At 64.4% G+C, this 570-nt stretch carries 1 pseudogene; it reads right to left on the bottom strand.

The features are described 5' to 3' along the window. Positions 1–570 (bottom strand): annotated as a pseudogene (locus FMM79_RS22015) (IS630 family transposase); the annotation flags it as partial.

Raw genomic sequence — 570 nt, forward strand, 5'->3', positions numbered from 1 at the left:
CCGGCAGCGCGACGATGCTGATGTTGGCGGGCACCTTGAGCTTGCCGGTCATGTGCCAACCGGCCTGATCCATCAGCACGACAGCATGCGCACCGGGGGCCACCGCAAACGCGATCTCGGCCAGGTGCAGCGTCATCGTTTCAGTGTTGCAAAAGGGCAGAACCAGTCCGGCCCCCTTGCCCTCCTCGGGACCGATGGCTCTGAAGATACAGGCTGATTTGGTGCGCTGATCCCTGGGAGCAGACGGCCGCGTGCCGCGCTGTGCCCAACGGCGGGGATAGTGTTCTTCTGCCCGACGCGCGCCTCGTCCTGGAGCCAGATTTCTATGGGGGTGCCTTGCGGGAGGTTAGCTCGGATCTCTGCCACCGTCGAGGCAAAGCCCCCTTTTGGAATGCCTCCATGGCGTGTGCGTTCTGCGCATGGTGACGGTGCCGAGCGGTCAGCTTCGCATAGCCCAGTTTCGTCAGTTCGCGGCTGACGCTCGTCTCGTCGAGCGACACCGCGAACTCTTCGTAGAGCCCATGCGCCAGGTCGATCAGCCGCCAGCGCACGAGGCCATGGATCGCAGGG

The organism is Novosphingobium sp. BW1, assembly GCF_008107685.1.
In the GTDB taxonomy this organism is placed as follows: Bacteria; Pseudomonadota; Alphaproteobacteria; order Sphingomonadales; family Sphingomonadaceae; genus Novosphingobium.